The following is a 23,109-nucleotide window of genomic DNA, read 5'->3' on the forward strand; positions in this document are numbered from 1 at the left end:
GGCGGGGGAGATCGACGTTCTGTAGACGTCGTCCGCTCCTCGGGAGCTACCGGGAGCTACCGGGAGCTACCGGGTGACGGCGGGCCGCTGTCCGGGGAGGGGCTCGGCATGGAGAGCGCCCGTGAGCAGGGGCTGGAGGTAGTGCTGGGCGAGCCAGGCGACGGCATCGACGCAGACGGCATCGCCGAAACCCGTCAAGGCCTGATTGCGCTTGGCGGGCAGAACATACCCGGGGGCGCCCATGAGCTTGGCGTACTCGCGGGCCGTCATCCAGCGCACGCGCAGCGGCTCCCCCTTCTGCATGCGCACGACAGCCTGCTTCGAGGAGCCCCCGCCGGCGGTGCGCAGGCAGCCGGCGACGTCGTCGGCGCGGATCTCCCAGGCGGGGGCTCCGCCGCGGGTCCGGCGGTAGGCAGTGCGGTACGAGACTTCGGGCTCGTCGCCGAGCGCTTCCACGCGGGCCAGATTGACCCCGGAGAGCTGGCTCACGAACCGAGCGACCCGGTCCTCGTCCCACCACTCGACGAAGTCGTCGTCATCGTCGTCGGCCAGACCGCTCCAGCCCGCGGTGAGCGGGGCGGGCGGCTCGGGGAGCAGGGTGCGGTGTGTGTCGACGCTCTCGTCGTCGAGGGCGCGGTCGAGCCATGAGGGCCGCAGCACCGTATCGCGGCGTTCGTCGGCAGGGGGTTTCGGCCGGCGGCTGGCGACGACGAAGAGGCGGGGCCGGGACTGTGGGACGAAGCGGCGGGCGTCCAGGGTGACGACGTCGACCCAGTAACCGAGGTTGTTCAACCGCTTGACGGCGGCCTTCATATCGGCGCCCTGGTGACTGGTGGCGAAGCCGTTGACGTTCTCCAGGGCGATCACGTCGGGTGCTCCGCCGTCGCGCTCGTCCATGGCGGCGATGACATCGGTGAAGTTCCAGAAGGTGCTGGAGTGCTCGCCGGCGAGGCCTGAGCGGCCTCCGGCCAGGGACAGGTCGGTGCACGGGAAGGACGCCCAGGCCAGGTCGACGCGGCGCGGGGCGAGGGGGGAGCGGATGTCGTGGGCGATCTCGCGGATGTCGCGGAGGACGTAGTGGTCCTCCGGGTCGGCGAAATGCCCCCGGTACATGTCGTGCTTCTGCTCGCTCAGGTCGTTGGCCCACGTGACCTTGAACCCGGTTCCGCGTTCGAGCCCGAGACGGGCGAGGCCGATCCCGGCGAAGAACTCGGCGACCTCGAAGACGGTCTGGCCTGCGGCGGGGTCAGGGGCCGGGCCCGTGGTATCGGAGGCGGAGGCGAGCGCTGCTGTCACTCGGTTGATGGTACGGGAGGGCGCCGACAATTCTTCGGAGGGCTGTGGGGCACGGGAGATCGCCCGGCCTACAGTGTGGGAAGGGGCACAGGGAGAAGGGTTCGGTGATGGCGGCAGGCGCTGATGGGGCGCGGCCGGAGCGTTCATGGGCCTCGTCCGGAGCCGTACGAGCGAGTATGCGGGCCAACCGGAGCCGGGACACCGGGCCGGAGCTGGCACTGCGCCGGGCGGTGCACGCGCGCGGCCTGCGCTATCGGGTGGCCGCCCGTCCGATCAAGGAACTGCGGCGCACCGCGGACCTGGTGTTCACCAGAGTCAGGGTCGCGGTCTTCCTCGACGGCTGCTTCTGGCACGGTTGCCCTGAGCACCACACCGTTGCGGTGCGTAACCGCGATTACTGGGCGTCGAAGGTGGAACGCAATCGGGCACGGGACGCGGACACCGACCGCAAGCTCGCCGCAGCGGGGTGGACGGTGGTGCGGATCTGGGAGCACGAGGACTCCCTCGACGCGGCGAGCCGGGTGGAGGCGGCGGTAGCCGAAGCCCGGGCGGCCCTGGGGCGCCGCCCTGACTCCGGGGACGCCTGACCTACGGTCCGGGCCGCGGCCCCGCGTCGGCCCTCGTCCCGCGCCGCAGCCCGGGCGCTTTCCGCGTGGCCGCAGTGGAGGTCGACCTGCCTGCCGCAGGGGTGGACGGGCCCCCTCGCGCCTCTCGGCGGAGGCGCCGCAGGGCGCGACGAGGGCGGCGTAGGCCTCGACGGGCGGGTCGCAGAGGTCGACGCGAGCGCCGCGCCGGCCGACGGGCGCCCCCGGGGGAGGGCCCGCCTGACCCCCCGGGGAGTCGACGCCACCGCCCGGCGCGCCGGGGGCGTCCCCGGTTACGGCACTCGGGCCACCGCGACGTAGAGGCCGCTCTCCTCCGGGGCCGGGGCGGGCGTGCCGTTGAACCACTCGGGGGCCGTCACCAGGCCGGGTGCGACGATGTCGAGGCCCTCGAAGAACCGTGCGAAGTCCCCGCGGGTCCGCAGGGCCAGCTGGATGCCCCCCTTCCCGTACTCGTCCGCGCCCTGCTGCCCGCGCTCGGGGTTCACGTCGGCGGCGCCCTGGGACAGCACGACGTAGCTGCCCGGCGCCATGGCGTCGGTGAACGTGCGGACGATGCCGATCGGGTCCTCCGCGTCGGGCAGGAAGTGGAGGAGGCCCAGGAGCGAGAGCGCGACCGGGCGGTCGAAGTCCAGGGTCCTGCGGGCGGCGTCGAGGATGGAGGCGGGCTCGCGCACGTCGGCGTGGACGTAGTCGGTGGCCCCCTCCGGCCGGCTGATCAGCAGGGCCTCGGCGTGGCGCAGGACGATGGGGTCGTTGTCGCAGTAGACGACCCGGGCGGAAGGGCGGACCTCCTGGGCGCTCTGGTGCAGGTTCGGCGCGGTGGGGATGCCGGTGCCGATGTCCAGGAACTGGTCCACCCCCTCGCCGGCCAGCCAGGTGGTCGCGCGGTTCATGAAGGCGCGGTTCTGGTGGGCCCCGATCCTGGCCTCGACGGGCAGGCGCTCGGCCACCGCCTGGTCCACGGGATAGTTGTCCTTGCCGCCGAGCAGGAAGTCGTAGACGCGGGCCGAGTGGGGCCTGCTCGTGTCGATCGGGGGGTGGGACGTCTCTGTCGGCATGCCGAACTCCAGACACATGGTGTGGACCAGTCAGTCGGCGCAGTCTGCCACAGCAACTCCGTCGCACAGCACAGGGCTTGGGGACTCCGAGCGGGTCCGGGCGTCTCCTCGGTCCGGCGGGTGCGGCGCCGTGAACAAGCTCACCCGCCCCCGAACCGCGTTGACCTCGCCCGCGTGGGCCGCCCAAGATCGCTGCTGTGAAACCTGACGTGCCTGAGCCCTGGGGCGAGCCCCCCCGCCCCTCCGGACCCGCCTGGCAGGGGTGGGAGACGCCCCCTGCGTGGAACCACCCCCCGGCCGGGCCCGTACGCGCTCCCTCCGGGTCCCGCTACGACCAGCAGGGCAGGAACGGGCAGGGGGGCAAGCTCGGTTGGCTGGGCGAGCTGACCGTCGTCCTGGTGCTGGTCGTGGTGGCCCTGTTCGCCGTCGCCCTGGCCGGCATCATCATCGCGGAGCTGTTGGACGCGGGCCCCGCGGCGGCGGACAGCGACCTGTTCTTCGAGGACCCGGTCGCCGATGTGTCCGTGCAGCTCATCGGCCTCGCGGCCGCCATCCCCATCGTCCTGGGAGGCGTGCGCTGGCTGGGCCGGCGCCCGGCCGGGACGGTGTCGTCCGTCGCCGGCCGGCTGCGCTGGGGCTGGCTCGGGTGGTGCGCTGCCGTCGCCTTCCCGCTGATGGTCGTGCAGATCGGGCTGATGATCGCGTGGACCTGGAACGACGAGCCGCTCGGGGACTCCTCCGGCACGGGCTTTCCCGGCTGGACCGCCTTCCTCGTCAGCCTGGTCGTGCTGGTGGCGCTGGTCCCGTTCCAGGCGGCCGCGGAGGAGTACGTGTTCCGGGGCTGGCTGGTCCAGGTGATCGGCCGGGTCGTGCGCTCCCCGTGGCCCGCGGTCGTCCTGGCGTCGCTCCTGTTCGCCCTGGCCCACGGGTTCGGTGAACTCACCGGTTTCATCCTGTTGTTCTACTCGGCGCTGTGGTGGGGCTGGCTGGTGATCCGCACCGGTGGGCTGGAGGCGGTGATCGCCATGCACACCGCCAACAACCTGCTGGCTTTCGGCCTGGCGGCGGGCTTCGGTGAACTCGCCGACACCGGGACCGCGGCCGACGCCCCCTGGCAGGCCATGGTGGTCGAGCTCGTCTTCGCCCCGCTGTACTGCCTGACCATGGCCCGGATCGCCGACCGCCGCGAGCTCGCCCGCCTGTCGCCCTGACCTGGCGGCCGGGCGGCTCGTCGCCCCGGCGGCCGGAGCCGCGGGAACGGCCGAAGGCGTACGCGACACCGCACGCCCGCGCGCAAAAGACGCGCAACGCGTGAGCAGGCGCGGCAGGCGCGACGCGGCGCCACGAGGGGCGACGAGCGGCGACGAGCGCGAGGAGGTGTGCGAGGCGTACGCGGCGGGCGCGTCAGAGCGGCACGGTCAACTGGGCCTGCACGTGGGCCCGCAGCACCGCCGCCATGTCCGTCTCGCAGCCGCCGATCAGCCACTGGATCTGGAGGCCGTCCATCAGGGCGATGAGCTGCTGGGCGGCGTCCGACGGCTCGATGCCGTCGCGCAGTTCGCCCGCCGCCCGCGCCTGGCGGTAGGCGCGTTCGGTGTTGGCGACCGAGGTGCGGTACCTGTTCTCGAAATACGCGTGCGCCGGATGGTCCGGGGAGGTCGCCTCCGCCGCGACCACCGAGAACAGCTCCACGATCCCGCGCCGCGCGGCGTTCAGCTCCGCCAGGCCGGTCAGCCGGCGCAGGTGGTCGACGCCCTGGGCGACGGCCGGGTCCAGCCACGCGTCGTCCACGTCGTCGCGCCGCTGGAGCACCGCGAGGAGCAGGGCCTCCTTCGTCGGGAAGTGGTGCAGGAGGCCCGGGTGCGAGATGCCGCAACGGGTGGCGATGACGCGCAGCGACGCGCCCCGGTAGCCGACCTCGCCGAACAGGGCCATCGCCTGGTCGAGGATCTCGGTCCGCTTGGCCCGGCCCTTGGCGTAGCCGCGCCGCGCGTCGGCGGTCACGCCCCATCACCCGCTGTCATCGAACACCCTTCCCGCTCCGCCGCCCCGGCACAGATTCTCACAGGGGCGCACTGGAAGATTCCTGAATACTTACCGTATGGTCGGGATTGAGCGTACGGTACTGCGGAGTGTCGTCGTGAAAGGAACTCCTGTGGGGCTGCTGCCGCCGTACCTCGACCCCGCCCTGCCCGTAGCGGAGCGGGTCGCCGACCTTCTGGGACGCATGACGCTGCCCGAGAAGGTCGGCCAGATGCTCCAGCTCAACGCCAAGGAGGGAGTGCGCAGGCTCGTGGAGGACCTGCACGCGGGCTCGATCCTGCACGCTTCGCCGGAGCGGGTGCGGGAGGCCGCCGCGCTCACAGAGAAGACGCGGCTGCGCATCCCGCTGCTCGTCGCGGAGGACTGCATTCACGGGCACTCCTTCTGGGAGGGGGCCACGATCTTCCCGACACAGCTCGGGATGGCCGCCACCTGGGACCCGGAGCTGGTGGAGCGGATCGCGCGGGCGAGCGCGGTCGAGATCGCGGCGACCGGGGTGCACTGGACGTTCTCGCCGGTCCTGTGCGTCACCCGGGACTTGCGTTGGGGCCGGGTGAGCGAGACGTTCGGCGAGGACCCGTATCTGATCGGGGAGCTGGCCTCTGCGATGGTGCGCGGCTATCAGGGCGACGGCCTCGGCGATCCGACCGCCGTCCTGGCCTGCGCCAAGCACTTCGCCGGCTACTCCGAGACGCAGGGCGGCCGGGACGCGAGCGAGGCCGACCTCTCCCGTCGCAAACTCCGCTCCTGGTTCCTGCCGCCGTTCGAGCGGGTCGCGAGGGAGGGCTGCGCCACGTTCATGCTCGGCTACCAGTCGATGGACGGCGTGCCCGTAACGGTGAACCACTGGCTGCTGAACGAGGTGCTGCGCGGCGAGTGGGGCTACACCGGGACGCTGGTCACCGACTGGGACAACGTCGGCCGCATGGTGTGGGAGCAGAAGGTCCACACCGACTACGCGCAGGCGTCGGCGGCGGCGGTCCGCGCGGGCAACGACATGGTGATGGCCACGGAGGCCTTCTTCGAAGGCGCGCAGGAGGCCGTGGCGCGGGGCGTGCTGGCGGAGGAGGAGATCGACGCGGCGGTACGCCGGGTCCTGACGCTCAAGTTCGCCCTGGGCCTCTTCGAGAACCCGCGCCACCCCGACGCCGCGCGCCAGGCCGAGGTCATCGGCAGCGCGGCGCACACCGCGCTGAACCTGGAGGCGGCCCGGCGTTCGCTGGTGCTGCTGACCAACGACGGCACCCTGCCCCTGGCGGGCGGCTGCACGGCCGACGCTGACGGCCGGGCACGGGCCGCCGCTCCCGGCCGCCCCCGTACGGTGGCGGTCGTGGGCCCCAACGCGGACGACGCGCAGACCCAGTTGGGTGACTGGGCGGGCTCGTCAGGGCAGGTCGACTGGCTCCCGGACGGCCAGCCGCGCGCCATGATCCGTACGGTCCTCGACGGCTTCCGCGACCACGCGCCCGCCGACTGGGCCGTCTCGTACGCTCCCGGGGCCCGGATGCTGGACGTCGGGCCTGACCCGGAGGGCGCCTTCTTCCCGGACGGCCAGCCCCGCCCGGAGATCGTCGTCCCGGCGGCCCCCGACCCGGAGCTGATCGCCGAAGCGGTCGCCGCCGCCGAGGCCGCCGACCACGTGGTCGCCGTCGTCGGGGACCGGATCGAGCTGATCGGCGAGGGCAGGTCCACCGCCACCCTGGAACTCGTCGGCGACCAGACCGCCCTGTTGGACGCGCTGGCGGCGACGGGCACCCCGCTGGTCGTCGTGGTCGTCAGCTCCAAGCCGCTGGTGCTGCCGCCGTCCGCGCTCGGTGCGGCGGCGATCGTGTACGCCGCCAACCCGGGGATGCTCGGCGGGCGGGCGGTGGCGGAGCTGCTGCTCGGCCTGATCGAGCCGACCGGGCGGCTGCCGCTCTCCTTCGCCCGGCACGCGGGGCAGCAGCCGACGTACTACAACCAGGTGCGCGGCCAGCACGGTGCGCGCTACGCGGACCTCACACAGAGCCCGGCGTTCGCGTTCGGCGAGGGGCTGAGCTACTCGACGGTCGCGTACACGGACCTGGAGGTGCTGACGGCCGTCGTGGACGCGTCGCAGACCGTGCGGGCGCGGGTCACGGTGGCCAACACGGGGGAGCGGCCCGTCCTGGAGACGGTGCAGGTGTACGTCAGCGACGCGGTGACGTCCGTGACCTGGGCGGAGAAGGAGCTGAAGGCCCACCGGCAGGTGCGGCTGGCCCCGGGGGAGTCGCGGCGGGTGGTCCTCGAACTCCCCGCCGCCGACTGCACCCTCGTGGACGCGGAGGGCCGACGCGTCGTGGAGCCGGGCCGCTTCGAACTCCTCGTCGGCCCGTCCTCGCGCGACGAGGTGCTGCTGCGGGGCGAGTTCACGGTCAAGGGGTGACGCGGGGGCGGCTCGTGGCAGGCGGTCCGGGCGGCAGCTCCGCACTGACGTCCGGGCCGTGCGCGCATGTTCGACGCGGGGTGCGCCGCGCTGACGGTGACCCGCCGAACTGGTGTCGGTGGCGGGACCCGGAGCCCGGCTCTGACCGGTGTCTACGCGGCGGTCGGCCGAGGCGCGCATGAGGGAAGAAGCGTTTCCGCGTGCGGGTATTCGCCCGTTCGGGTGGGGAGTGGCGGTCCGCGTGGCGACGGGGCGAGCACAATGGGGCGGCGGTTCGTGCAGAGGCGCACAGGCCCTCTCCCGCACCTTGCGCTCAAGGAGGACCGGTGGCGGAGAGCTGGACGGTTCAGCGGGCCGGGCCCGGGGATGTCGTCCGCACGCAGGCGCGGGAGCAGCTCCTCGAAGCGGCCAGGGAGCTGTACGGGATCAACGGGTACCAGCAGACGTCCGAGATGGACGTGTGCGCGACGGCCGGGGTGCCGGTCGAGGTGCTGCGTCAGGAGTACGGCTCCCGGGAGGGCCTCCTCATCGCCCTCCACAACCGGGTCACCACGGCCGGACTGCGGGCAGCGGAGGGCGCCCTGCGGACGCAGGGCATCGAGGCCTGCTCGATCGCCGAGCGGGTGCGGCGGCTGTTCGACGCGTACGTGGAGGCCGTCACCCGCGACCCGCGCGAGGCGCGGGTGACCTTCGTCGAGGTGCTGGGCGTGAGCGCCGTGGTCGACGAGCACTGCAAGCTCTGGCGGGCGCTGTGGACGGAGTTCCTCACCGGCGAGGCCGAGCGCGCGGTGGAGCAGGGCGAGGCGGAGGACCGGGACTACCGGGTCGACGTCATGGTGATGGTCGGCACCGTCCACGAGCTGATGGCCCACCACGCCCGCCGCTGCCGTCGGGCCCACCCGGGAGAGGTCTCCGACGAGCTGACCCAGCTCGCGCTGTCGATGCTGGGGTCGCGGTCCGCGTGAGGTTGCTCCGCGGTCCGGTGTCGTCGGGCGGAACCGGGGCGCCGCACCCGGCTCAGGCGGGCAGCGGTTCGGCCGGCTGCCCGGTGTACGGGCTGCCCAGGCCCCACGCCTGGTGCATCGCGTCGGCGAAGGCGGCGGCGAGTTTGTGTTCGCCCGTGGGGCCGGGGTGCGTGCCGTCGTAGGTGTCCGTGCGGAGGTCGTACGACGTGGGGTGCGAGGCCAGCAGGAGCGGTGAGGCCGCATCGTCGAGGTCGGCGACGGCCTTCGCGAGGAGCTCGTTGAAGTGGGCGCAGGAGGCGGCGAACGGGGCGTCCGACTCGGCCCGGATGTTCGGTATCACCGGAAGCAGCACCATGCGGACGCGCGGTCCGGCCGTGCGCGCGGCCGTGATGAACGCGCGGGCGTTGGCGGCCGTCTGCTCGGCGTCCGTGTAGAAGCCGAGGTCTATCAGGCCGAGCGACACCAGCAGCGTGTCCGCGTCCGCCTCGCGCACCGCGTCCGCGATCACCGGGGCCATGTGCAGCCAGCCCTCGCCCCAGCCGGCCAGGTGGCGGCGGGCGGAGGCCGGGAAGGACGGGTCGGCGTACGCCTGCGACGACGAGCCGTGCGGGCCGTCGTCGTACAGGGCGGAGCGCGGGCCGACGATCTCGTACGGGAGCCCGGGGGACGACTCCAGGTGCTGCCACATCCGGTAACGCCAGGTGAAGTCGCCGGCGCGCCCGATGGTCATGGAGTCGCCGACGAAGAGGAAACGCATGGCGTCATCATGGCCGATCACGGCTCCGGCCTGCGACGTGACGATGGACACTTGAGCCATGCGTTCGTATCTGACTGGCCCGGCGAGGCCCGGCTCCCTCGCCCTCGCCGCCGCTCTGCTGCTGCTCGCGGGGGCCGGTCCGGCCGTGGCCGACGACGGCCGGCCCGACCGTGACTTCACGATCGGGGACCCCCGTATCACCGAGTCCAGCGGCCTCGCCGCCAGCCGCGTGCATCCCGGCGTCTACTGGACGCACAACGACAGCGACGACGGCCCCTACGTCTACGCCGTCGACTCCCGCACCGGGAAGACCGTGGCGACGATCACCCTGCGCGGGGTCGGGGAGCCGCGTGACGTCGAGGCCGTGTCCATCGGACCGGACGGCGACCTGTACGTCGGGGACATCGGCGACAACCTCGACGGCGCCTGGGACCACGTCTGGATCTACCGCTTCCCCGAGCCGGACACCTTGCGCGACGCGGCGGTCACGGCGGTCCAGTACGACGTGACGTACGCCGACGGGGCCCGCAACGCCGAGGCGCTGATGGTCCACCCGAAGAACGGCCGCGTCTACATCGCCTCCAAGAACGAGGGCGGCGGCGGCCTCTACGAGGGGCCCGCGCGGCTTTCCACCGGCTCCGCCAACGTGTTCCGGAGGGTGGACGAGGTGCCCTGGGTGACGGACGGGGCCTTCTCGCCGGACGGGACCCGGCTGGCCCTGCGCTCGTACTTCAGCGCCCGGGAGTACGCCTTCGAGGACGGACGCCTCGGCGAGGACCGTGCCGTCGCGGCCCCGTTCCAGCGGCAGGCGGAGTCGGTGACGTACACGGCGGACGGCTCGGCCCTGATGTTCGGCACGGAGGGGGCGCGCAGCGGGGTCGTCCGGGTCGAGGTGGACGGCGGCTCCGGTTCCGGCTCCGGTCCCAGTGCCGGTTCCGGCAAGGGGGAGGAGGCGGGGGAGGCCGCCGGGGGCGGGGGGCAAGGGAACGGCGAGGGCGGCGACGCGGCGCTCTGGGCGGTCGCCGTCGCCGCGGTGGCGGCCCTCTGGTTCGCGCTGAAGCGGCGGCGGCGCGGGCAGGGCTGAGAGGGCGGGGCTCCGGGGCGCGACATCCTCGGCGGGCCCTCGCGCACAGCTGGGCCCCGGGCCCAGCGGGCGCGCGTTCGCAGCGGGTCTCCGGTGCCGCCCGGGGGTCAGCCGTCGTCCTCCGTCACCGGCCACACCTCGTAGTGCAGGGTCCGGTCCCGCTTCAGCCGGTGCACGAGGGGCACGAGCACGCCCTGCACGATCGGGTACTTGCGCGACAGCATCCGCGCCGCGTGCGTGTTCTCCTTCGTGCCGGCCCGCAGCAGCCGGGCGTGCGCGGTCATCCGGGGGCCGGTGGGTCTGCCCCGGACCGTGCACGGGGCGATCTCCACCTGCGGATGGTTGCGCATCCGCTCGACCTTCCAGGCCGAGGAGAACGTGCGGATGAACGCGTGGTCGCCTTCCACGGCGATGTTGACCGGTGTGCCGACGGAGGTCCCGTTCTGCCGGCGGGTGCTCAGCAGGACGGCGTACTGCTTGACGAAGGGAGCGAGCTCCTCGCTGGCGTCCATACCTCCATTGGGGCACGGGCCGAGGACCCTGTCACTTCCGGCCGTCACGCTCCCGGGTGCGTTCCTCGACCAGCGCCTCGAAACCGGCGATCAGCCGCTGGAGGCCGAACGCGAAGTGGTCGAAGCCGGCGCTGAAGGTGTCCTCCGACATCCCCGCCATCACCGGGTAATCGCCGCTGAGCATGGCCCGCTCCAGATAGGGCTGCTGGCGCTCCCAGAAGTCGTGGTCGCTCAACCCGGTCTGCCGCACCGCCTCCGCGGCGTCGCCCTGGGTGCGGGCCAGACCCTCCACGAAGCTGTTGACCGTGATGATCACGCCGATCAGCTCCGGGTCCCGCAGCCCCATGCCGCGCAGGCCGGTGAGCGCCAGCTCCAGCCCGCGCAGGGCGCTGGGGCCGAGCACCGTACGCGCCTGGTTGATCTTGAGCAGCCAGGGGTGTTGCCGCAGGTTCTCCAGGTAGGAGCGGGCCATCGTGTCGATCGCGGCCCGCCAGTCGTCGGGGACGTCCGCGGGTCCGGCCGACAGCGGTTCGCCGAGGACGCGGTCGAGCATCAGGTCCAGCAGCTCGGCCTTGCCGGGGACGTACCGGTAGAGCGACATCGTGCCCGCGCCCAGCTCGGTGGAGAGCCGGCGCATGGAGACGGCGGCCAGCCCCTCCGCGTCCGCGACGGCGACGGCCGCGGTGACGATCCGGTCCAGGGACAGCCCCGGCCTGGGGCCGCGGCTGGGGCGTTCACCGGTGCCCCACAGGAGCTCCAGGCTGCGCCCGATGTCGCCGCTCCCCGCGGCCGTCCCGTCCGCCGCGGCCCTCGCGCCCCGGGCATCGCCGCCCGCCCCCGCCGCCGCTGCCGTTCCGTCGTTCGTCATGGCCCCAGCGTAAGGGCCCGAACCCGATATGGGTACGGTGTACTCAGTATCGGGTACGGTGTACTCAGTTGGAGCGGTCGATCCGTCGGTCGGGAACCAGGAGGTCGTGCCATGCCCGCATCCGGACACGCGGTGCTCACGGAGGGTGTCGTGAAGCGCTATAGGAAGAAGGGAGGCGGCGAGGAACGGGCTCTGGACGGCCTCGACCTCGCCGTCAGCCCCGGCACCGTGCACGGCCTGCTCGGGCCGAACGGGGCCGGGAAGACCACGGCCGTACGGGTCCTGGCGACCCTGCTGCGGTTCGACGGGGGCCGGGCCGAGGTGGCCGGGCTCGACGTGAGCCGCGAGCCGCGCCGGGTCCGCGCGCGGATCGGGCTCGCCGGCCAGTACGCCGCCGTCGACGAGGCCCTCACCGGTCGGCAGAACCTGGAGATGTTCGGCCGCCTCTTCCACCTCGGAGCCCGCCGGGCCCGGCTGCGGGCGGGGGAACTGCTGGAGCGCTTCGGCCTCGTGGAGGCCGCCGACCAGGGTGCCGAGGAGTACAGCGGCGGGATGCGGCGGCGGCTGGACCTCGCCGCTTCCATGATCCTCGCGCCGGACGTCCTCTTCCTGGACGAGCCGACGACCGGGCTCGACCCGCGCGGCCGGGGCGAGGTCTGGGACGCGGTCCGGGCCCTGGTGGCGGGCGGTACGACGGTGCTGCTGACCACGCAGTACCTGGACGAGGCGGACCGGCTCGCCCACCGCGTCACCGTCATCGACCGGGGCCGGGCCATCGCCGACGCCACCCCGGACGAGCTGAAGGACCGCGTCGGCGGCGACCGGATCGAGGTGGTGGCAGCCGACGCGAGCGGCCTCGCGGCGGTGGAGCGGGCCGTGGGCCGGGCGGCCGGGGGCGGGCTCGTCGTCACGGACCCCCTCACGCGCCGGGTGCACGCCCAGGTCGCGGACCGGGTGGCGGCCCTGACCCGGGTGGCCGGGGACCTCCAGGACGAGGGGGTCGCGGTGGAGGACATCGGGTTGCGCCGGCCGAGCCTGGACGACGTGTTCCTGCGGCTGACCGGACGCGGAACGGGCGGCGACACGGAGCGCGGCGCGGACTGCGGCCCCGGGGCCGGCTCGGGCCCCCGAGCGGACCGCGGCGCGGCTTCCGGCTCGGGCCGGGGCGCCGGCCCCGACGCCGGTGCCCGCGACGCGTCGAAGGCGGTGGCCGCATGACCACGGTGCCCGGCCCTCTGCTCCGCGAGCCCGCCCCCGGCCCCGGCCCGGCGCCCGACGGGGGCCTCCGCCCCCTGGAGCGGGGCCGCGCCCACTGGGCGCTGGCCGACTGTTGGAACGTCACCCGGCGCAGCCTCACGCACTACGGGCGCCGGCCGTCCGCCATCGTCTGGCAGCTGGGCTTCCCGATCCTCTCCGTCCTGTTGTACGGCTACGTCTTCGGCAGCGCGATGAAGGTGCCGGGGGGCGGCGACTACCGGGAGTTCCTGATGCCCGGCATGTTCGTGACCACCATGACGATGGGCTTCATGAACACCGCGACGGCCGTCGTCACCGACGCGGGCAAGGGCGTCATCGACCGCTTCCGGTCCATGCCGATGGCCCCGTCCGCCGTCGTTTCCGGACGCGGGGCCGCCGACCTCGTGGTGGCCGCCGCCGAGCTGGCGATCCTGGCTCTCACGGCGCTGGCCATCGGCTGGCGCGCGGACGGCGGGGCGGTGGCGGCCGCCGGGGCGTTCGGGCTGCTCCTGCTGCTGCGGCTCAGCCTGATCTGGGTGGGCGTCTGGCTCGGGCTGCTGGTCCCCGACGCGCAGGCGGCCGGCGGGCTGTACGCGGTCGCCTTCCCCGTCACGATGGTCTCCAGCGCCCTGGTCGCTCCCTCGCTGATGCCGGGCTGGCTCGGCACGGTCGCCGCCTGGAACCCGGTCTCCTCGACCGCCACGGCCGCCCGCGAGCTGTTCGGCAATCCGGTGGCCGGCGGCGGCGCCTGGGTGGAGGAGCACGCCCTGCTGATGGCGCTGGTCTGGCCGACGGTGATCACGCTGGTGTTCCTGCCGCTGGCGGTCCGCCGCTACCAGCGCCTGAGCCGCTGAGCCTTGATCGCCGGGGCGGGCCGCGGACGGCGGGGCGCGTAGGGTCGGCGACCATGGCGACCACCGGGCCCCGGCCCTTCACCACCGAGCGCCTGGACGCGCTGCCCCTCGATCCGGCGTACGCCGAGGAGATGGCCGGCGTCCTCGCGGACCCGGCGCTGTACGCGTTCACCGGCGGCGGCCCGCCGGACCCGCAGGCGCTGCGGGCGCGGTACGCACGCCAGAGTGCCGGTTCGCCGGACCCGGACGCCTCGTGGGGGAACTGGGTGCTCCGGGTCCGGGCCGAGGGCCGCCTCGCCGGATACGTCCAGGCCACCGTGCGGGGCCCGCGGGCGGAGATCGCCTGGGTGGTCGGGACACCGTGGCAGGGCCGGGGTTACGCGAGCGAGGCGGTACGCGGCCTCGCCGCGCACCTGGCGTCGGCCGAGGGCGTCCGTGGCCTCGTCGCGCACATCCACCCCGACCACGCCGCGTCCGCCGCGGTGGCGGCGGCGGCCGGCCTCGCGCCGACCGGGGAGTGGGAGGACGGCGAGAGGCGGTGGGCGGGGCGGCCTTAGGGTTGCGGCCATGACCGCACACGAACCCGCCTTCCTGCGCACCACCCGGGACTCGTACGACGCCATCGCCGTCGGCTACGCGGACCTCACCCGGGACGAGCTGGCGGCCAAGCCCCTGGAGCGCGCGCTGCTCACCGCCTTCGCCGAGACCGCGGCGGCCGGCGGCAGCGGGCTCCCGGTGGCCGAGGTCGGCTGCGGCACGGGCCGGGTGACCGCCTACCTGCACCGACTCGGCCTGGGCCTCGACGTGTTCGGCATCGACCTCTCCCCGGGGATGCTGGCTGTCGCGCGTCGCGAGCACCCGGAGCTGCGCTTCGACGAGGGGTCCATGCTCGGCCTCGGCCTGCCGGACGCGTCGCTGGGCGGCCTGCTCGCCTGGTACTCGACCATCCACGTCCCGGACGACGAACTTCCCGGCGTGTTCGCGGAGTTCCGTCGTGTCCTGGCCCCCGGCGGACACGTGCAGCTCGGCTTCCAGGTGGGGGAGGAGCCGTTGCGCCTCACGGAGGCGCTGGGCCACGAGGTCTCCCTCGTCTTCCACCGGCGGCAGCCGGAGCGGATGGCCGGACTGCTGAGGGACGCGGGCCTGGAGGTGCGATCCGTGGTGTGGCGGGAGCGGGAGACGCAGGGGCCGTACCCGGAGCGCGCGCCCCAGGGGTTCATCCTGGCGCGCAGGCCGCCCACCGGCTGAGCCGGCGCGCAGGCGGCCTACCGGCGGGGCCGGTGCGCGGGGCGCGCCTACCGCCCGAGCCGCCCACCGCCCGAGCCGCCCACCCCCCGAGCCGCCCACCCCCGAGCCGCCCGCAGTCCGGGGGCCCGCGTCCCCGGATGGCGGAGGGCGGCGGGCCGGGGGACCCTGGACGAGGGGCCCGTGCGGGCGGGGGAACCGCTCGTGGACGACTCTCTGTGAGGCGGACATGGCCGACAACGAACCCCAGAACGGGAACATGGAGAAGCGCGGCGGCAAGGAAGGGGCACGCGGGCGCGGCACGACCACCATCGCCGACACCGTGGTGTCCACCATCGCCGGAATAGCGATCCGCGACACCGACGGCGTCCATTCCGTGGGCAAGGGCGCGTCGAAGGCGCTGGGCGCCGTCACGGGCCGGGTGTCCGGCTCCCCCTCCGCCAGCCGCTCGGTCAAGGTCGAGGTGGGCGAGAAGCAGACCGCGATCGACGTCGACGTCAAGGTCGAGTACGGCGTCGCCATCCACGAACTCGCCGACCAGATCCGGAGCAACGTCACGGACGCGGTCGAGAGCATGACCGGACTCGAAGTCGTCGAGATCAACATCAACGTCTTCGACGTCCACATCCCCGGCGACGACGACGATGAGGACGAGGACGACGGAGGGAGCGCCCGCGTGCGGTGACGCGGAGGTCCCGGCCCGCCCGCCCGCGGGCCCCGCGGCGACTGTCAGTGGCGGCTGTGAGGATGGGGAACACCACCACAGCACGCGCTGAGAGGAACCGCCATGGGCGCCTGGGACATCGGCCACTTCGACAACGACACCGCGGCGGACTTCGGCGGGCGGGTGGACGCCGCAGCGGCGGAGAAGAAGGCGGAGGTGCTCAGAGACGTCCTGACCGCCGTCGCCGCCACCGCCCCGCAGGAGTACGCGCACGAGGGGCAGGAAGCGGTGGCCGCCGCCGCTCTGGTCGCCGCCCAGTGCCCCGGTGGTGACCCCGTCACCACGCCGTACGGTCCGAAGGCCCCGCTGCCCCCGCTCCCGGCGGATCTGCGTCCGCTGGCTGTCCGGGCTCTGGACCGCCTCACCGCGAAGAACGCGGGGCCGCTGGATCTGTGGGCGGACGCCGGGGCGGGGCGGGAGTGGCTGGCGGGCATAGCCACGCTGCGCGCGGTGCTGGCGGGCGCGCCGGGGGAGTAGCCGAGGGCCCGGTCGGCGTTCGGGCGAGCCGCCGCCGCTCGGGACGGCCCGGTCCGGGGCGGAGCCGTCCGGTCCGGGGCGGTGAGACAGAGCCGGCCCGGCACACCGCGTGGGCGCCGGGCCGTCTCCGTGCGGTCGTGGACCGGGGAGTTACAGCTTCTCGATCACGTAGTCGACGCACGCCGTCAGCGCCTGCACGTCCGCCGGGTCGATAGCCGGGAACATCGCCACGCGCAGCTGGTTGCGGCCGAGCTTGCGGTAGGGCTCGGTGTCGACGATGCCGTTGGCCCGCAGCACCTTGGCGACGGCCGCCGCGTCGATCTCGTCCGCGAAGTCGATCGTGCCGATGACCTGCGAGCGCTTCGCCGGGTCCGTGACGAAGGGGGTCGCGTACGTCGACTTGTCGGCCCAGCCGTAGAGGTGGCCGGACGACGCGGCCGTGCGGCCGGTGGTGAAGTCCAGGCCGCCCTGGGTGTTCATCCACGTCAGCTGCTCGTTCAGCAGGAAGAGGGTGGACAGCGCCGGGGTGTTGTACGTCTGGTTCTTCAGCGAGTTGTCGATCGCCGTGGGCAGCGAGAAGAACTCCGGGATGTGCCGGCCCGAGGCGTGGACACGGGCGGCGCGCTCCAGGGCGGCCGGCGAGAACACGCCGATCCACAGGCCGCCGTCGGAGGCGAAGGACTTCTGCGGGGCGAAGTAGTAGACGTCGCTCTCGGTGATGTCGACCGGCAGGCCGCCCGCGCCGGAGGTGGCGTCCACCAGGACGAGGGAGCCCTCGTCGGCGCCCGCGACGCGCCGGACGGGGGCCGCGACACCGGTGGAGGTCTCGTTGTGGGTGAAGGCGTAGACGTCGACGCCCGCCTCGGCCCGCGGTTCCGGGTGGGCGCCCGGCTCCGAGGCGATGACGGTCGGCTCGGCCAGCCAGGGCGCGAGCTTCGCGGCCTTGGCGAACTTCGAGGAGAACTCACCGAAGTTCAGGTGCTGGGACTTGGTCTCGATCAGACCGTGCGTCGCGATGTCCCAGAAGGCGGTGGAGCCGCCGTTGCCGAGGACGACCTCGTATCCCTCGGGGAGGGAGAAGAGGCTGCGCACGCCGTCCCGTACCTCGCCGACCAGGTTCTTGACCGGGGCCTGGCGGTGGGACGTGCCGAGGAGGGAGGTGCCGGTGGCGGCCAGCGCGTCGAGCGCCTCCGTCCGCACCTTGGAAGGACCGGCGCCGAAGCGTCCGTCGGCGGGCTTGATGTCAGCGGGAATCTGGATGTCGGCCACGAGTCGGAGCGTAGTCCCTCGGCGGCACGGCCCGGCAACCGTGTCCGTCGGATGAGACGCGCGCTCCGGCCCGTGGCCCGGTGGTTCCGGTCAGGCGTCCTGCGTGCCGCGGCCCGCCGGGCAGCCCAGCTCCACCGGCAGCTCGTACAGGTCGTTCTGCGTCACGATCGGCTTGTTGCGCAGCTCGGCGGCGGGCACCGCCAGTTCCAGCTCCGGGAACCGCTCGTACAGGGCGGGCAGCGCGATCCCCGCCTCCAGCCGGGAGAGCGCCGCGCCCGGGCAGATGTGCGGGCCGTGGCCGAAGGCGATGTGCCGGTTGGGGGTGCGGGTCGCGTCGAAGTCGCCCGCCGTGGGGCCGTACTGCTTCTCGTCCCGGCCGAGCGCCCCGAACGAGACGATCAGCGCCTCGCCCTTCGGCAGGACCTTGTCGCCGACCTCGATGTCCTCGGTGGCGAAGCGGATCAGCACGTGGGAGGTCGGGGTGTTCCAGCGCAGGGTCTCCTCGATCACGCCCTCCCACGGGATCTCGCCGTTCAGCACCCGCTCGCGCTGTTCGGGGTGGGTCTGGAGCGCTTCCACGACGTTGACGATCAGGCTGATCGTGGTCTCGTGTCCGGCGGCGATGATCAGTTGCAGCGTGTTGACGATCTCCTCGTCGGTGAGGTGGTCGCCGTCCTCCGAGGCCGCGATGAGCGCGCTCGTCAGGTCGTCGCCGGGCCGGGCCCGCTTGCCCTCCACGATCTTGGTGAAGTGGGCCGCGAGGTCCGCCATCATCTGCGGGACCTCCTCGGGCGGGGTCTGCGTCGAGAAGAACTTCTCGAACAGCTCCTTGAGCCGGGGGTGGTCCGCCGGGTCCACGCCCATCAGCTCACTGATCACGTTCATCGGCAGCGGGTAGGCGAACTCCGCCTTCAGGTCCACCGGCTGACCGGCCGGCAGTGCGGCCAGCCGCTCCAGGCTCGCTTCGGTCAGCGCCTCGATGCCCGCGCGCAGCCGCTCCACCCGCCTGACCGTCAGGGCCTGCGCGACCAGGGTGCGCAGCCGGCGGTGGTCGGGGCCGTCGACCGTCAGCATCGAGCGGCCCGGGTTGGCCAGGCCGATCAGCGGCCAGTCCAGGGGTATCTCGCCGCGCTGCCAGGCGTTCCAGACGTTGATGTCCTTGACGACCCGGCTGTCGGTGAGCAGCGCCCGGGCCTCCGCGTGGTGGGTGACGGCGTAGACGTGCACCCCGCCCGGAAGCTCCACCTCGGCGAGCGGCCCGGCCGCCCGCAGCGCGGCGCTCTCGCCGTCGAGGTCGGTGACGAAGGGGTCGAGCGCGATGCGGGTCATGCGGGTCCTCCGAGGGGTCCGGGTCTGCCGAGGGCGGGCGTGGGAGTGAAGGCCACCGGGAGGTCGGTCAGGCCGCGCAGCCACGGCGACGGGCGGCGGGTGAGCTGCGCGGCGGGGACGGCGAGGTCCACGTCGGGCAGCCGGTCCAGCAGGACCTCGGTCCCGGTACGGGCGATGACCTCGGCGGTCTCCTGGGCCGGGAACGGGCAGCGGTGCTCGCCGTGGCCGAAGGAGAGGAAGGCGTTGTTGCCGCCGGTCAGCGCCGACGCGTGGGTCCGGATCTGCGGGTCGCCGTTGGCGGCGGCCAGGCCGAGGAGCAGCAGGTCCCCGGCGCGGATGTGGCGGCCTCCGAGGTGGGTGTCGCGGGCGGCCCAGCGGCCGGCCACGTTCTGGGTGGGGGTGTCCTCCCAGAGCACTTCGTTCATGGCCTCGGCGACGCTGTGCCGACCGCCGGACAGGGAGGCGGCGAAGCGGTCGTCGGTGAGCATCAGGCGCAGCGAGTTGCCCATCCAGTCGGCGGTCGGCTGGTGTCCGGCCGCCATCATGACCATGAGGTCCTGGATGATCTCCTCGTCGGTGAAGCCGCCGGGGTCGGCGAGCATCCGGCTGGCGACGTCGTCGCCCGGCTCGGCGTGCTTGTCGGCGAGCAGCCGGGCCATGGAGGCGCCCAGGTGCTGTTGCCCGGCGAGCGCCCGCTCCCCGCCGTCGATCATGTCGTTGATTGCGTCGGCCAGCGGGTGGGCCTCCTCGTCCGAGAAGCCGTAGATCCTGGCCAGCACGAGGGCGGGCAGCATCTTGGCGTAGTCGGCGATGATGTCGACCGAGCCCTTGGTGCAGAACCGGTCGATCAGCGCGTCCGCGAACTCCTCCGCGTACCGCTTCAGGGAGAACGGGTCGACGCCCTCCAGGGCGTTGCTGATCATCATGGCGCGGACGCTGTGCCGTTCGCCGACCGTGTAGAGGATCGAGGGCTGCTTGCGCCCGATCATCGGCAGCAGCGGCCAGTCGTCCGGGATGCGGTCCCACTGGTTCCACAGTTCGGAGTCCCGGCTGAAGAGCACCGGGTCGCCGGTGACCTGGTGCAGTTCGCGGTAGCCGAGGACGAGCCAGGCCGGGACGTCGCCGTCCAGGACGACCGGGGCGACCGCGCCGTGGTCGCGCCGCATCTCCCGGTAGAGCTGGATGGGGTCGGTCTGGAAGCGGGGGCCGGACAGGGGGACGGACCCGTGGGCGACGGGACAGCCGGAGGCAGAGGTCACGGGGCGGGCTCCGGGGTCGGTCCGCTGGTGGCGAGCGCCGCCTCGGGTGTGCGGAGGCGGGCGGCCGAGAGCGCGGCGAGGTGTTCGACGAGCGTGATGAGCACGTACTTGCTGGAGGAGCGGTCGCGGGCGTCGCACTCCACGAGCGGTACGTCCTCGGAGAGGTCCAGGGCCTCCCGGATCTGCTGCTCGGTGTGGAGCGGGCCGCCGAAGTCGTTGCACGCCACGATGAAGGGGGTGCCGTGGTGCTCCAGGCGGTCGATGGCGTACCAGGAGTCGGCGAGCCGGCGGGTGTCGACGAGGACGACCGCGCCGAGCGTGCCGGAGAACAGCCGGTCCCACAGGAACCAGAAGCGCTCCTGTCCGGGCGCGCCGAAGAGGTACAGCACGGAGCGCGCGTCGAGGGTGATGCGGCCGAAGTCGAACGCCACGGTGGTGGACGTCTTGGCCTGTACGCCGTCGAGGTGGTCGACGGCCTCGCCCGCGCGGGTCATGGTCTCCTCCGTGTTGAGCGGACGGATCTCGCTCACGGATCGGACCATGGTGGTCTTGCCGACCCCGAAGCCGCCGACGACAACGATCTTGAGTCCGTTGTCGGCCGTCGCGCTCAGGGCGGCGCGGTCAGAGGTTGCGGAGTCCAACGAGCACCTGTTCCAGGATGTCGGGGTCGGGGAGCCGGTCCGCGACACGGGCTGTACGGGGGTGGCGGGCGCTGATCCGGCCGGTGTCGAGCAGGTCGCACAGCATGATGCGGACGATGCTGACCGGCAGGTTGAGGCTCGCGGCGATCTCGACGACGGCGGTGGGGCCCTGGCACATCCGCAGGATCGCGACGTGCTCCGACTGCATGCCGGGGGCCGGGTCGCACTCGGCGACGACGAGCGTCACCAGGTCGAAGGCGGCCGAGTCGGAGCGGCTGCGGCCCCCGGTGAGGGTGTAGAGCCGGTCCGGATCGTCGTCGCGGCCCGGTCGGGGGCGGGGCGCCGTCGTCATACGGCCGAGGTTTCCGCCGCGGCCGGGGCGTCGGCCGGATAGCGCGGCGGGGCGACGAGGTGCTCGCCGAGCTGCTCGACGAGCTCGCTCATGTTGTGGCCGACCAGGCCCACGTCGGAGTCCTCGTCGGCGACGACGGCCAGGTGCGCGCCCGCGCCCGCCTCGACGATGAACAGCACACCGCCGTAGAACTCGGCCATCGCGGAGCGAACGCCGCCGGTGCCGTCGCCGAACTCGATGGACGCCCCGTGCGACAGGCTCTGGATGCCGGCGGAGATCGCGGCCAGCTGGTCCGCCTGGTCGACGGAGAGCTCGGGGGTGCGGCACAGCTTGAGGCCGTCGCGGGACAGGACGAGGGCGTGGCGGGTGCCGGGGGTGCGGTCGAGCAGCCCCTCCAGCAGCCAGTTGAGCTTCTCGTCGGTGGTCGCGGTCATCGGGTGTTGCCTTCCGGGTGCGGGGAGTTGGCTCGTACCGCCCTGCTGAAGGTGCTGAAGCGGGCTGCCTGGACCTTCGGGTCGGCGGTACGGGCCCGGGGGGTTTCGGCTCCGCCGGGGGCGGCGTTGCCGGTACGGGACTCGGCGGCGGCCAGGGTGCGGCCGCGGCGGCGCTTGGGCAGGCCGCTCTCGCCGAACGCGGGCACGGAGCCGGTGGATTCGGACTCCGACTCCGCTGCCGGGGTCAGCGGCGCGGAGCTGTCGTCAAAGACGGACCGGGCCGCGGGGGCGGCGTCGGCGGAGTCGTGGCCGCCGGCCGGGGCGTGGGAGGGCTCCGGCTCGACGGGGGCGGTGGCGGCCGGCTCGGCGGCGGCCGGGGCGGGCGTGGCGGCGCGGGCGATGAGGTCCTGGGGGAGCATCATCAGGGCGCCGGTGCCGCCGCGGGCGGACGGCCGGAAGGAGACGGTCAGGCCGTGCTTGCGGGCCAGCCGGCCGACGACGGCGAGGCCGAGCCGGGTGCCGGACAGGGTGGTCAGGTCCTGGTTCTCTGCGGAGACGGCCTTCTCCGCGCGGCGCAGCTGCACCTCGCTCATGACCAGGCCGCTGTCCTCGACGGTGATGACGATGCCCGCCGGGACCTCCTCCACGTACACGTGCACCTCGGCGGTGGGCGGGGAGAAGTTGGCAGCGTTGTCGAGGAGCTCGGCGAGCGCGTGCATGACGCCCTCGGCCGCGTGGCCCGCGATGGCGACATCGCTGGTGGAGTGCAGGCGGACCCGCTGGTAGCTGCCGATGCGGCCCATCGCGCCGCGCAGGATCGACTCCATGACGATCGGCTTGGCCCAGCGCCTTCCGGAGCGGGCTCCGGTCAGCACGGCGATGGAGTCCGCGAGCCGGCCCGCCTGGGCGGTGCGGTGGTCCAGGTGCAGGAGGTCCCCGAGCACCGCCTCGTCGGTGTGCCGGTGCTCCATCTCGCGCAGGTCGGCCAGCATGCTGGTGGCCAGGGCCTGCATCCGTCCGGCCGCGTTGGCGCAGGCGGCGACGGCGGCGGAGCGCTCGGTCTCGGCGCGGGAGGCGCGGGCGGCGAGGCGTTCCGCGGCCGTGGTGAGGCGGGTCCGCTCGGCTGCGGCCTCCGCGCTGATCCGCTCGCGCTCGGCGCGGGCCTCCGCGGAGATCCGGGCGGTCTCGGCGGAGGCGGCGGCCTTGAGCCGGGCGGTCTCCGCGGTGAACCGCTGGGCCTCGGCCGCGGAGGCGGAGACCAGGCGCGAGGTCTCCGCGGTGAACCGCTGGGCGTCGGCGGCCCGCTGGGCGCGCAGCGCACGCGCGGTCCCCAGGGTGTGGACGGTGGCGGCCACGCTGACGCTCAGCAGCACGGCGGCGACGCCCGCCCCCCACGCCAGCGGGGTCCGTGCCGCGTCGGGGGCCGCGGCGACGGCCCACAGGGTCAGCAGGCCGGTGACGGCTGCCGAGAGCAGCAGGGCGAGTGCGGTGGGCCGGTGTGAGGGGCGCAATCGGAGTCCTCGGTGGCGGACGGTGCGGGGCGGGACGAAACCGGCCCAGGAAATTCGGGACAGTTCATCACAGGAAGGATTATTCGTGATAACTGGAGCTGACAATTCCTGCTCAAGTCTTGGTCACTATAGGAGACTTGACGGTCTGTTTGGGAAGATCTTGTGGGCTTTTTTGTGAGGCTTGCG

Annotated in this window: 24 protein-coding genes; 11 read left to right on the top strand and 13 right to left on the bottom strand. The window is 73.4% G+C overall.

Features of this window, described 5'->3' with window-relative positions:
- Nucleotides 1-66: 66 nt before the first annotated feature.
- A complete protein-coding gene (locus tag V9U70_RS22025) occupies nucleotides 67-1,296 on the bottom strand; it encodes a DNA cytosine methyltransferase (protein ID WP_336677785.1) in 1,230 nt (409 codons plus the stop codon).
- Between the two features lie 176 nt (nucleotides 1,297-1,472).
- On the opposite strand from V9U70_RS22025, the gene V9U70_RS22030 reads away from it, so the two are divergent.
- Complete coding sequence (locus V9U70_RS22030; protein ID WP_336677787.1) at nucleotides 1,473-1,883, top strand: very short patch repair endonuclease; 411 nt, start codon at nucleotides 1,473-1,475, stop codon at nucleotides 1,881-1,883.
- Nucleotides 1,884-2,173: 290 nt separating this feature from the next.
- Here the strand turns inward: V9U70_RS22030 and V9U70_RS22035 are convergent, their stop codons facing one another.
- Nucleotides 2,174-2,959, bottom strand: coding sequence for an SAM-dependent methyltransferase (locus tag V9U70_RS22035; RefSeq protein WP_336677789.1), 786 nt, complete (start codon nucleotides 2,957-2,959; stop codon nucleotides 2,174-2,176).
- A 197-nt stretch (nucleotides 2,960-3,156) separates the two neighbouring features.
- Between V9U70_RS22035 and V9U70_RS22040 the strand changes: the two genes are divergently transcribed.
- The gene (locus V9U70_RS22040; RefSeq protein ID WP_336677790.1) at nucleotides 3,157-4,170 is read left to right on the top strand and encodes a CPBP family intramembrane glutamic endopeptidase; all 1,014 of its coding nucleotides are present in this window, start codon (nucleotides 3,157-3,159) and stop codon (nucleotides 4,168-4,170) included.
- Between the two features lie 193 nt (nucleotides 4,171-4,363).
- Here the strand turns inward: V9U70_RS22040 and V9U70_RS22045 are convergent, their stop codons facing one another.
- Nucleotides 4,364-4,963, bottom strand: coding sequence for a TetR/AcrR family transcriptional regulator (locus V9U70_RS22045; RefSeq protein ID WP_336677791.1), 600 nt, complete (start codon nucleotides 4,961-4,963; stop codon nucleotides 4,364-4,366).
- 151 nt (nucleotides 4,964-5,114) lie between these two features.
- Here V9U70_RS22045 and V9U70_RS22050 point away from each other — a divergent pair, with 151 nt between their 5' ends.
- A complete protein-coding gene (locus V9U70_RS22050) occupies nucleotides 5,115-7,406 on the top strand; it encodes an exo-beta-d-1,3/1,6-glucosidase (RefSeq protein ID WP_336677867.1) in 2,292 nt (763 codons plus the stop codon).
- A 326-nt stretch (nucleotides 7,407-7,732) separates the two neighbouring features.
- Nucleotides 7,733-8,371 (top strand): TetR/AcrR family transcriptional regulator, encoded by a 639-nt coding sequence (locus V9U70_RS22055; protein ID WP_336677793.1) that lies wholly within the window; start codon nucleotides 7,733-7,735, stop codon nucleotides 8,369-8,371.
- 52 nt (nucleotides 8,372-8,423) lie between these two features.
- On the opposite strand, the gene V9U70_RS22060 is transcribed toward V9U70_RS22055, so the two are convergent.
- The gene (locus V9U70_RS22060; RefSeq protein ID WP_336677794.1) at nucleotides 8,424-9,188 is read right to left on the bottom strand and encodes a GDSL-type esterase/lipase family protein; all 765 of its coding nucleotides are present in this window, start codon (nucleotides 9,186-9,188) and stop codon (nucleotides 8,424-8,426) included.
- On the opposite strand from V9U70_RS22060, the gene V9U70_RS22065 reads away from it, so the two are divergent.
- Nucleotides 9,187-10,212 (top strand): YncE family protein, encoded by a 1,026-nt coding sequence (locus V9U70_RS22065; RefSeq protein WP_336677795.1) that lies wholly within the window; start codon nucleotides 9,187-9,189, stop codon nucleotides 10,210-10,212. The two genes, V9U70_RS22060 and V9U70_RS22065, sit on opposite strands and share 2 nt — an antisense overlap.
- 107 nt (nucleotides 10,213-10,319) lie before the next feature.
- Here the strand turns inward: V9U70_RS22065 and V9U70_RS22070 are convergent, their stop codons facing one another.
- Both V9U70_RS22070 and V9U70_RS22075 read right to left on the bottom strand, forming a co-directional pair.
- A complete protein-coding gene (locus tag V9U70_RS22070) occupies nucleotides 10,320-10,724 on the bottom strand; it encodes a PPOX class F420-dependent oxidoreductase (RefSeq protein ID WP_336677797.1) in 405 nt (134 codons plus the stop codon).
- A gap of 31 nt (nucleotides 10,725-10,755) precedes the next feature.
- The gene (locus V9U70_RS22075; RefSeq protein WP_336677799.1) at nucleotides 10,756-11,592 is read right to left on the bottom strand and encodes a TetR/AcrR family transcriptional regulator C-terminal domain-containing protein; all 837 of its coding nucleotides are present in this window, start codon (nucleotides 11,590-11,592) and stop codon (nucleotides 10,756-10,758) included.
- Between the two features lie 111 nt (nucleotides 11,593-11,703).
- Here V9U70_RS22075 and V9U70_RS22080 point away from each other — a divergent pair, with 111 nt between their 5' ends.
- From V9U70_RS22080 to V9U70_RS22105, 6 genes are all read left to right on the top strand, one after another.
- Nucleotides 11,704-12,810, top strand: coding sequence for an ATP-binding cassette domain-containing protein (locus V9U70_RS22080; RefSeq protein ID WP_336677801.1), 1,107 nt, complete (start codon nucleotides 11,704-11,706; stop codon nucleotides 12,808-12,810).
- Entirely contained in the window at nucleotides 12,807-13,682 is an 876-nt protein-coding gene (locus V9U70_RS22085; protein ID WP_336677803.1) for an ABC transporter permease, read from the top strand. The genes V9U70_RS22080 and V9U70_RS22085 overlap by 4 nt, the downstream gene beginning before the upstream one ends.
- A gap of 53 nt (nucleotides 13,683-13,735) precedes the next feature.
- Nucleotides 13,736-14,239 (top strand): GNAT family N-acetyltransferase, encoded by a 504-nt coding sequence (locus V9U70_RS22090; RefSeq protein ID WP_336677805.1) that lies wholly within the window; start codon nucleotides 13,736-13,738, stop codon nucleotides 14,237-14,239.
- Nucleotides 14,240-14,249: 10 nt separating this feature from the next.
- A complete protein-coding gene (locus tag V9U70_RS22095; RefSeq protein WP_336677807.1) occupies nucleotides 14,250-14,930 on the top strand; it encodes a class I SAM-dependent methyltransferase in 681 nt (226 codons plus the stop codon).
- A 226-nt stretch (nucleotides 14,931-15,156) separates the two neighbouring features.
- On the top strand, nucleotides 15,157-15,612 hold the full coding sequence (locus V9U70_RS22100) for an Asp23/Gls24 family envelope stress response protein (protein WP_336677809.1): 456 nt from the start codon (nucleotides 15,157-15,159) through the stop codon (nucleotides 15,610-15,612).
- Between the two features lie 102 nt (nucleotides 15,613-15,714).
- Nucleotides 15,715-16,128 (top strand): DUF4259 domain-containing protein, encoded by a 414-nt coding sequence (locus V9U70_RS22105; RefSeq protein ID WP_336677811.1) that lies wholly within the window; start codon nucleotides 15,715-15,717, stop codon nucleotides 16,126-16,128.
- 150 nt (nucleotides 16,129-16,278) lie between these two features.
- Here the strand turns inward: V9U70_RS22105 and serC are convergent, their stop codons facing one another.
- The 7 genes from serC to V9U70_RS22140 form a co-directional block, all read right to left on the bottom strand.
- Nucleotides 16,279-17,397, bottom strand: coding sequence for a phosphoserine transaminase (gene serC, locus V9U70_RS22110; protein ID WP_336677812.1), 1,119 nt, complete (start codon nucleotides 17,395-17,397; stop codon nucleotides 16,279-16,281).
- Between the two features lie 90 nt (nucleotides 17,398-17,487).
- Nucleotides 17,488-18,726 carry a cytochrome P450 family protein gene (locus V9U70_RS22115; RefSeq protein WP_336677814.1) on the bottom strand — a complete coding sequence of 413 codons (1,239 nt, stop codon included), beginning with the start codon at nucleotides 18,724-18,726 and terminating at the stop codon, nucleotides 17,488-17,490.
- Nucleotides 18,723-19,985 carry a cytochrome P450 gene (locus V9U70_RS22120; protein ID WP_336677816.1) on the bottom strand — a complete coding sequence of 421 codons (1,263 nt, stop codon included), beginning with the start codon at nucleotides 19,983-19,985 and terminating at the stop codon, nucleotides 18,723-18,725. Before V9U70_RS22120 ends, V9U70_RS22115 begins: the two co-directional genes overlap by 4 nt.
- On the bottom strand, nucleotides 19,982-20,626 hold the full coding sequence (locus V9U70_RS22125) for a GTP-binding protein (protein ID WP_336677818.1): 645 nt from the start codon (nucleotides 20,624-20,626) through the stop codon (nucleotides 19,982-19,984). The genes V9U70_RS22120 and V9U70_RS22125 overlap by 4 nt, the downstream gene beginning before the upstream one ends.
- Nucleotides 20,607-20,978, bottom strand: coding sequence for a DUF742 domain-containing protein (locus V9U70_RS22130; RefSeq protein WP_007449967.1), 372 nt, complete (start codon nucleotides 20,976-20,978; stop codon nucleotides 20,607-20,609). The genes V9U70_RS22125 and V9U70_RS22130 overlap by 20 nt, the downstream gene beginning before the upstream one ends.
- Nucleotides 20,975-21,412, bottom strand: a complete 438-nt coding sequence (locus V9U70_RS22135) for a roadblock/LC7 domain-containing protein (RefSeq protein ID WP_336677820.1) — start codon at nucleotides 21,410-21,412, stop codon at nucleotides 20,975-20,977. The genes V9U70_RS22130 and V9U70_RS22135 overlap by 4 nt, the downstream gene beginning before the upstream one ends.
- Nucleotides 21,409-22,923 carry a sensor histidine kinase gene (locus tag V9U70_RS22140; RefSeq protein WP_336677821.1) on the bottom strand — a complete coding sequence of 505 codons (1,515 nt, stop codon included), beginning with the start codon at nucleotides 22,921-22,923 and terminating at the stop codon, nucleotides 21,409-21,411. Before V9U70_RS22140 ends, V9U70_RS22135 begins: the two co-directional genes overlap by 4 nt.
- Nucleotides 22,924-23,109: the final 186 nt, after the last annotated feature.

This window comes from Streptomyces pratensis, assembly GCF_037137275.1.
In the GTDB taxonomy this organism is placed as follows: Bacteria; Actinomycetota; Actinomycetes; order Streptomycetales; family Streptomycetaceae; genus Streptomyces; species Streptomyces pratensis_B.